The organism is Dellaglioa sp. CoH-57-MRSF-22, assembly GCF_056781895.1.
In genome coordinates this window covers 1-332 of sequence record NZ_JBXAXT010000148.1, presented here as the reverse complement: position 1 = coordinate 332, position 332 = coordinate 1, and the positions used below count along the sequence as shown (strand labels likewise).

The 332-nt window shown below is 53.0% G+C and carries 1 protein-coding gene; it reads left to right on the top strand.

Going from position 1 to position 332, the window contains the following annotated elements; genetic code table 11:
• Positions 1-29 precede the first annotated feature (29 nt).
• Positions 30-332: hypothetical protein (locus AC1RPR_RS08600; RefSeq protein WP_481763533.1), on the top strand; the 303-nt coding region annotated here is incomplete at its 3' end.

Genomic DNA, 332 nt, shown 5'->3' with positions numbered 1-332 from the left:
AAAACTGAAGTAGTCAGCGAGGAAGAATAATGAATCAAACAGCAGTCGAGCGCTTGGTGGGTCAGCGTCTTGCGCGATACGAAGAGCTGGAACGGCAGTTGCGGGAACATAACGTCGTCGAGCGCCTTAAGCAGGTGGATGAGGACGCGTCATTTTGGGTGGCATGGGCACTCAATATGATTCAGAGCTTCAACGAATGGACGCAGCCGTTGCTCGATATTCCGATGCACAACGTCGAGGCCGTATACCGCGATCTTGATCGTCTGGTACGCGAAGGTCCCCAGACTCAATTCGAGATGGAGGTAGATGCGACGCTTCCGTTCATGGAAGAC